The following is a 7,583-nucleotide window of genomic DNA, read 5'->3' as shown; positions in this document are numbered from 1 at the left end:
GCTGCTGGACACCCTCAAGTGCGCCAGCCCGATGGACAACCCCAGCGTCGTGGTGCTGACGCCGGGGCGCTTCAACAGCGCCTACTTCGAACACGCCTTCCTCGCCCGCGAGATGGGCGTGGAGCTGGTGGAAGGTGCCGACCTGTTCGTCCGCGACGAGAAGGTGTTCATGCGCACCACCGCCGGCGCGCGCCCGGTGGATGTGATCTACCGTCGCCTCGACGATGCCTTCCTCGACCCGCTGGCGTTCAACCCGGACTCCATGCTCGGCGTCCCCGGGCTGCTGTCGGCCTATCGCTCGGGCAACGTGGTGCTGGCCAACGCGATCGGCACTGGCGTGGCGGACGACAAGTCGGTCTACCCGTTCGTCACCGACATGATCCGCTTCTACCTCAGCGAGGAGCCGATCCTGAAGAACGTGCCGACCTGGCAATGCCGCAAGCCGGCCGAGTTGTCCCACGTACTGGCCAACCTGCCGGAGCTGGTGGTCAAGGAAACCCAGGGTTCCGGCGGCTACGGGATGCTGGTCGGCCCGGCTGCCAGCAGCGCGGAGATCGAGGATTTCCGCCAGCGCATCATCGCCCGGCCGGAGGCCTACATCGCGCAGCCGACGCTGAGCCTGTCGACCTGCCCGACCTTCGTCGAGAAGGGCATCGCGCCGCGCCACATCGACCTGCGCCCCTTTGTCCTGACTGGCCGCGAAACGCAGCTGGTTCCCGGCGGTCTTACCCGAGTGGCCTTGCGCGAGGGATCGCTGGTGGTCAACTCGTCGCAGGGCGGCGGAACCAAGGACACCTGGGTAGTGGAGGATTAAGGGAATGCTTTCGAGAACGGCCTCTGACCTGTACTGGATGTCACGTTACCTGGAGCGCGCGGAGAACCTCGCGCGCATGCTCGACGTCAGCTACTCGCTGTCGCTGATGCCGCACGACGGACGCGGCGACGGCCTCGACGAACTGGCGATGCCGCTGCTGATCACCGGCACCTTCGACGATTACCTCGAGCTGCATGGCCAGCTCAACGCCGAGCGCATGCTGCACTTCTTCGCCTTCGACGCGAACAACCCGGCGAGTATCTACAGCTGCCTGGGCGCCGCTCGCACCAACGCGCATGCCGTACGCGGGCGCATCACCGCGGACATGTGGGAAAACATCAACGCCACCTGGCTGGAAATGCGCGGCATCGCCCAGCAGGGCCTTGGCGGCTACGGCATCAGCCGGTTCTGCGAATGGGTCAAGGAGCGTTCGCACCTGTTCCGTGGCGCCACCTTCGGCACCATCATGCGCAGCGATTCCTACCGCTTCATCCGCCTGGGAACCTTCATCGAGCGCGCCGACAACACCCTGCGCCTGCTCGATGCGCGCTATGAGCTGCTCGGCGAGGAAGACGACATCGACGACCGCTCGGCGCGCGCCTACTACCAGTGGAGCGCCTTGCTGCGCGCGTTGTCCTCGTTCGAGGCCTTCGCCGAGATCTACCGCGGCTCGCCGCACGCGCGGAAGGTGGCCGAGCTGCTCCTGCTGCGTCCGGACGTGCCACGCTCGCTGCGTGCCTGTCTGGAGGAACTGAATCTGATTCTTTCCAGCCTGCCCGGCGACAACGGCCGGCCCGCACAACGACTGGCCGCGGAAATGGACGCCCGCCTGCGTTACAGCAGCATCGAAGAAGTGCTCAACGGCGAGGAAGGCCTGCACGGCTGGATCACCGAGTTCATCCAACTGGTGGGCCAGCTCGGAAGCGCCATCCACATTTCCTACCTGGAGGCGGCATGAGACTGTCCATCAGCCACGACACCACCTATCACTACGATGATCAGGTGCGCACCAGCATCCAGTACCTGCGCCTGACGCCGCACGACAGCGAGCGCCAGCACGTACTCAACTGGCAGCTCAGCCTACCGCGCCCGGTGCGCGCGCAGCTCGACCCCTTCGGCAACATCCTTCACGTGCTGACCATGGACGAACCGCACGACGACCTGATCATCAGCGCCAGCGGTGAAGTCGACATCGACGAGCACTGCGAAGCAGAGCACGACGACCAGTCGGCGTATCCGTACCTGCGCTTCACCCGACTGACCCAGCCGGACGAGGCGCTGCGCGAGTTCGCCCACCAGCAGTGCAACAGCCACCGCGATCGCGATGCACTGATCCGCCTGATGAATGCACTGAGCGAACGGATCGTCTATACCCCCGGCTCCACCAAGGTCGACAGCAGCGCCGCCGAAGCCTTTGCCGGCAAGAGCGGCGTCTGCCAGGACCACACCCACGCGTTCCTCGCCTGCGCGCGCAGCCTGGGCATCCCGGCGCGCTACGTCTCCGGCTACATCTACACCGAGGACGCCGGCCACCTGGCCAGTCACGCCTGGGCGGAAGCCTGGCTGAACGACGCCTGGTACAGCTTCGACGTGACCAACGGCCTGTCGCGCCCGGAGCGCCACCTGAAACTCGCCGTAGGGCTGGATTACCTCGATGCCTGCCCGGTACGCGGCATGCGCCGTGGCGGCGGCGTCGAGCAGATGCACGCCAAGGTGCTGGTGTCGCCGACCCTGTCGCAATCGCAATCCCAGGGGCAATCCCAGGGTCAGACCCAGCAGTGAGGGCCCGCCGCGCGCAATCGGCGACGATGCGCGCTGCTCAAGTTGTAAAATGAGTGCTCCAGGCTGTCGGTGCAAAACCGACAACCCGGCGCTCAATCAACTCGAGATCACTCATTCATGACTTACTGCGTCGCCATGAACCTCGCCGATGGCCTGGTTTTCGTCTCCGACTCGCGCACCAATGCCGGCGTCGACCACATCGCCACCTTCCGCAAGCTCTACGTGTTCGGCGTGCCGGGCGAGCGGTTGATCGTGCTGCAGACCGCCGGCAACCTGGCGACCTCGCAATCGGTGATCAACCTGCTGCGCCAGCGGCTCAATGGCGATTGCCCGCACCTGTACAACGTGACGACGCTGTTCGACGCCGCGCGGCTGGTCGGCCAGACGATTCGCGAGATGAGCGAACACGATTCGCGCCAGGATGGCGGCGTCGACATGAGCTGTTCGTTCCTTCTCGGCGGGCAGATCAAAGGCCAGGAGCCGGGCCTGTTCAACCTCTATCCACAGGGCAATTTCATTGCCGCAACGCCGGATACCCCGTATTTCCAGATCGGTGAGAGCAAGTACGGCAAGCCAATCCTCGACCGCGCGCTGACGTTCTACTCACCGCTCGACGAAGCCCTGCGCTGCGCGCTGATCTCCTTCGACTCGACCATCCGCAGTAACCTCTCGGTGGGCATGCCGCTGGACCTGCTGGTGTACCGGACGGATAGCCTGGTGGTGCCGAAGGGATATCGCGTGGAGGAGGGCGACGCCTATTTTGAGGGCGTGCGCGGACAGTGGGGCGAGGGCCTGCGCGAGTTGCTCGGGCAGTTGCCGGAAACCCCGGACGACTACCGCGAGTGAATGAACAAGGGCCGCGCTGCGGCCCTTTTCGTGGGTGAGCACCGCCGCGGCGGCCTCACTCGTCGCGACCTTCCATCATCGTGCGCTTGAGCAGCAGGTAGATCGCGCCCGTTCCGCCATGCCGCGGCGTGCACGAGGCAAAGCCGAGCACCTGAGGGTGCTGGCGCAGCCAGGTGTTGACGTGGCTCTTGATCATCGGACGCTTGCCATCGACGCGCGCCGCCTTGCCGTGGGTGACGCGGGCGCAGCGCACTTCGTGCTTGGCGGCTTCGGCGAGGAACTCCCAGAGGATTCCCCGCGCCTGTTCCACGCGCATGCCGTGCAGGTCCAGGCTGCCCTCGAACTCGATCTGTCCGGCCTTGAGCTTGCGCATCTGGCTTTCCTGGACGCCGTCACGCGCCCAGTAGAGTTCGTCCTCGGCGCCCACATCGATGACGAACTGGTCGGACAGCCCGTCCACCTTGACCCGGTCGTTGGGCTGGATCGCGTTGTGCCGCCGGCTGGCCACCTGCAGGCGATCGGCCCGCGGTTTGCCGGTATCGGCGATGTCCACCTGAATGCGCTTGACGCCGCGCATTTGCGCGGCGAACAGGTCGGTTTCGTCGTCTTGCATGTCGTCCTCCTCGGAACGGCGCAGTCTATCAGCGGCCCTTCGCCCAGTCGCTCGTCGCGCGGGTGAACGGGCGCCGGGGTTGGAAACGCTTGCGGAGATCGGAAGGCGCCCGCGATCTCACGCCTGGCGTGACCGACGTCAGCCGCGCTTCTTCAGGAGGTGCGGGGCGATGCTCAGGTCGTTGCCGGCCTGCAGACTGCGACGGCACTTGCGCCAGAGCAGGATCGCCAGCAACAGGAGAAACAGGCCGCCACCGAGCAGCACGCCGGCTTCGCTCGCGGTGTCGTTGAATTCGCCCAGTACCATGGGATGGCCGAGCAGGGTGGCCGCGCCGGTGAACCCCATCAGCAGGCCGACGATGCCGAACAGCAACGCGAGCAAGGCCGCGAAGCGCCACAGCCAGCGGCTGGGCTTGCGTGGCCGCAGAGTGCGGGCGTAGCTATCGGTTAACTTCATTCAGAACCCTTTCCTTTCGAATATCGGCCTATGACTCGCGTGGGGCGTTCGGGTTCCTCGGCGCGCCGCAGCGCGTCCGATTCAGACCAGGGCCTTGGCGTCGGCAACCACGGTGGCGAAGTTGTCGGCGAGGGCGGCGACTTCGACCTTGTGCAGGTCGGCGGCGGAGAGGCAGGACGCGCCCATCGGCACGTCGCGGGTTGCGCAGGCGGCGTCCACCAGGGTGCAGCGGTAACCGTAATCCTTGGCGGCACGCACCGTGGTGCTGACGCTGGAATGGGTCATGAACCCGCAGACGATCAGGTCCAGATGACCGATGGCGAGCAGGCGGTCATGCAGGTCGGTGCCGGCGAATGCGTTAGGCAGGCGTTTCTCGACCACGGTTTCACCGGCCTGCGGGGCCAGCCCGGGCAGGAAGTCGCCGCGCGGCCCCTGCGGGTCGAACAGGCCGCCGGGAATGCCTAGGTGGCGCACGTGGACGACCGGACGACCGAGCTGGCGCGCGGCGGCGAGCAGGCTGGCGATCTCCTCGACCGCCGGTTGCAGGCCGGGCAGGACCATCGCACCGCTGCGATACTCTTCCTGCGCATCGATGATCAACAGCGTGGCGTTACTCAGGGTGGCCGGTGCATAACCACGGCCGCTGAGCTGGAACAGGGTTTGCGGCATGGACATGGCGGGAATCCTCTTAATGCAACATCTGCCAATTGTCACCTGCCGGCCCGCGGAAGTGAATCGTTAAAACCCCGGCACTCGGTCCGCGCCATTTCAGGGCTTTCCCGTGCGGTGTTTCAGCGCCGGCCTTGGGCTAAACTTGCGCTTTTTTGCCTTGGAGCACCGCCGTGACCGCTTCGTCTTCCCGCCTGCGCAGCCTGCGCGATCATATTCGCTGGGCCGTCAGCCGTTTCCATGCCGAGGAGCTGTTCTTCGGCCATGGCACCGACAACGCCTGGGACGAGGCGCGCGAACTGGTCCTCGGTGCATTGCACCTGCCCTACGAAATCGCCGACAGCTACCTCGATTGCCGGCTGGAGGATGACGAGCGCGACGCCCTGCAGGAATTGCTGCGGCGGCGCATCGAGGAGCGCGTACCGACCGCCTACCTGCTTGGCGAGGCGTGGTTCTGCGGGCTGCCGTTCTTGGTCGACGAACGTGTTCTGGTGCCGCGCTCGCCCATCGCCGAACTGATCGACGGGCACTTCACGCCCTGGCTGGCGGATGAGCCGAAACGCATCCTCGACCTCTGTACCGGTTCCGGCTGCATCGGCATCGCCTGCGCCTATGCCTTTCCAGAGGCGGAAGTGCTGCTGGCGGACCTGTCCTTCGATGCCCTGGAAGTCGCCAACCAGAACATCGAGCGGCATGACCTCGAGGCGCGCGTGCATACGGTCCAGGGCGATGGCTTCGACGGCCTGCCGGGTCAGCGTTTCGACCTGATCGTCTCCAATCCGCCCTATGTCGATGCCGAGGATTTCGCCGACATGCCGGCCGAGTACCACCACGAGCCGGCGATGGGGCTGGCCTGCGGTGATGACGGCCTGGATCTGGTGCGGCGAATGCTCGCCGAGGCGGCGGATCATCTGACCGAGCGCGGTCTGCTGATCGTCGAGGTCGGCAACAGCCAGGTGCATGTCGAGGCGCTGTATCCGGAAGTGCGCTTCACCTGGCTGGAATTCGCCCGGGGCGGCCACGGCGTATTCCTTCTCGGCGCCGCCCAGTGCCGCGAACACCAGGCCCTGTTTCGCTCGCGGGTTTCTCGCTGACGGCGCAAATGCCATCGCCGGTGGCACAACTGGCTGATTGAAAACCAAGCAAGCGCTAGGTAAGGTCGTCGCTGATCCTATTGGAGCGATGCCATGTCTGCCTGCCAGGAATACTTCGAGCCGTCCCACCAACTGGTGCGCGATTCGGTGCGGCGCTTCGTCGAAAGGGAAATCCTCCCTCAGGTCGACGTCTGGGAAGAGCAGGGCAGCTTTCCCCTGGCGCTTTATCGCCAGGCGGGTGCGGCGGGAATCCTCGGCATCGGGTATCCGGAGGCATTCGGCGGCAGCCATGAAGGCGACCTGTTCGCCAAGGTCGCCGCCAGCGAGGAGCTGATGCGCTGCGGCTCTGGCGGCCTGGTGGCCGGTCTGGGCTCGCTCGACATCGGCTTGCCGCCGGTATTGCGCTGGGCGCTTCCGGCCCTGCGCGAGCGCGTGGTTCCGGCCGTTCTGGCGGGAGAAAAGGTCATCGCCCTGGCGGTCACCGAGCCTTCCGGCGGCTCCGACGTGGCCAATCTGAAGACCCGCGCGGTGCGCGAGGGCGATTTCTATCGGGTCAGCGGCAGCAAGACCTTCATCACCAGTGGCGCGCGCGCGGACTACTACACCGTGGCGGTGCGTACCGGTGACGTGGGATTTGGCGGGATAAGCCTGCTGCTGATCGAGAAGGGCACACCCGGATTCCGGGTCGGGCAGCCGCTGAAGAAGATGGGCTGGTGGGCGTCGGATACCGCCGAGTTGTTCTTCGAGGATTGCCGGGTACCCCGGGAAAACCTCATCGGCGTGGAAAATGCCGGCTTCGCCTGCATCATGGCGAACTTCCAGTCGGAGCGACTGGCGTTGGCGATCATGGCCAACATGACGTCGCAGATGGCCCTGGAGGAAGCGATGCGCTGGGCGCGCGAGCGCAGTGCCTTCGGCAAGCCGATTGGCAAGTTCCAGGTGCTCAAGCACCGCCTCGCGGAAATGGCCACGCAGCTGGAGGGCTCGCGCGAGTTCACCTATCGCCAGGCGGCGAAGATGGCCGCGGGCAAGTCGGTGATCAAGGAAATCTCCATGGCCAAGAACATCGCCACCGACGCCGCCGAGCGCATCACCCATGACGCGGTGCAGATTCTGGGCGGCATGGGTTACATGCGCGAGAGCCTGGTGGAGCGGTTGTACCGGGACGTGCGGATTCTTTCGATTGGCGGCGGCTCGCGGGAGATCATGAACGAGATCATCGCCAAGCAGATGGGGCTGTAGGCGGCAGGCGGGCAAATTGCAACCCGGCCCTGAAGCATTCATGCAGTTTGAAACTCGACAATGCCGG

9 protein-coding genes are annotated in these 7,583 nt (G+C 65.5%); 6 read left to right on the top strand and 3 right to left on the bottom strand.

Annotation, left to right across the window (positions count from 1 at the left end; translation table 11 throughout):
* From B3E91_RS00815 to B3E91_RS00800, 4 genes are all read left to right on the top strand, one after another.
* The coding region (locus tag B3E91_RS00815; RefSeq protein ID WP_287027933.1) for a circularly permuted type 2 ATP-grasp protein at window positions 1-814 on the top strand (814 nt) is incomplete at its 5' end.
* Between the two features lie 4 nt (window positions 815-818).
* Window positions 819-1,772 (top strand): alpha-E domain-containing protein, encoded by a 954-nt coding sequence (locus B3E91_RS00810; RefSeq protein ID WP_090229364.1) that lies wholly within the window; start codon window positions 819-821, stop codon window positions 1,770-1,772.
* Window positions 1,769-2,596 carry a transglutaminase family protein gene (locus tag B3E91_RS00805; protein ID WP_273229229.1) on the top strand — a complete coding sequence of 276 codons (828 nt, stop codon included), beginning with the start codon at window positions 1,769-1,771 and terminating at the stop codon, window positions 2,594-2,596. The genes B3E91_RS00810 and B3E91_RS00805 overlap by 4 nt, the downstream gene beginning before the upstream one ends.
* Window positions 2,597-2,713: 117 nt before the next feature.
* Window positions 2,714-3,442, top strand: coding sequence for a proteasome-type protease (locus B3E91_RS00800; protein WP_287027932.1), 729 nt, complete (start codon window positions 2,714-2,716; stop codon window positions 3,440-3,442).
* A 55-nt stretch (window positions 3,443-3,497) separates the two neighbouring features.
* On the opposite strand, the gene B3E91_RS00795 is transcribed toward B3E91_RS00800, so the two are convergent.
* The 3 genes from B3E91_RS00795 to B3E91_RS00785 all read right to left on the bottom strand — a co-directional run bounded on the left by B3E91_RS00795 (window position 3,498) and on the right by B3E91_RS00785 (window position 5,186).
* On the bottom strand, window positions 3,498-4,055 hold the full coding sequence (locus B3E91_RS00795) for a Smr/MutS family protein (RefSeq protein ID WP_287027930.1): 558 nt from the start codon (window positions 4,053-4,055) through the stop codon (window positions 3,498-3,500).
* Between the two features lie 138 nt (window positions 4,056-4,193).
* Window positions 4,194-4,511, bottom strand: coding sequence for a hypothetical protein (locus B3E91_RS00790; protein WP_273229226.1), 318 nt, complete (start codon window positions 4,509-4,511; stop codon window positions 4,194-4,196).
* 81 nt (window positions 4,512-4,592) lie between these two features.
* On the bottom strand, window positions 4,593-5,186 hold the full coding sequence (locus B3E91_RS00785; RefSeq protein WP_090229355.1) for a cysteine hydrolase family protein: 594 nt from the start codon (window positions 5,184-5,186) through the stop codon (window positions 4,593-4,595).
* Window positions 5,187-5,353: 167 nt separating this feature from the next.
* Here B3E91_RS00785 and prmB point away from each other — a divergent pair, with 167 nt between their 5' ends.
* Together prmB and B3E91_RS00775 are read left to right on the top strand one after the other, a co-directional pair.
* On the top strand, window positions 5,354-6,274 hold the full coding sequence (gene prmB, locus B3E91_RS00780; protein WP_090229352.1) for a 50S ribosomal protein L3 N(5)-glutamine methyltransferase: 921 nt from the start codon (window positions 5,354-5,356) through the stop codon (window positions 6,272-6,274).
* A gap of 93 nt (window positions 6,275-6,367) precedes the next feature.
* Window positions 6,368-7,516: an acyl-CoA dehydrogenase family protein gene (locus tag B3E91_RS00775; RefSeq protein ID WP_287027929.1), complete on the top strand. Its 1,149-nt coding sequence runs from the start codon at window positions 6,368-6,370 to the stop codon at window positions 7,514-7,516.
* The last annotated feature ends 67 nt before the right edge of the window (window positions 7,517-7,583 follow it).

Source organism: Pseudomonas sp. UBA6310 (assembly GCF_002438225.1).
In the GTDB taxonomy this organism is placed as follows: domain Bacteria; phylum Pseudomonadota; class Gammaproteobacteria; order Pseudomonadales; family Pseudomonadaceae; genus Pseudomonas_O; species Pseudomonas_O kuykendallii.
The sequence above is the reverse complement of the archived record's forward strand: the minus strand, read 5'-3'. Positions and strand labels throughout refer to the sequence as shown.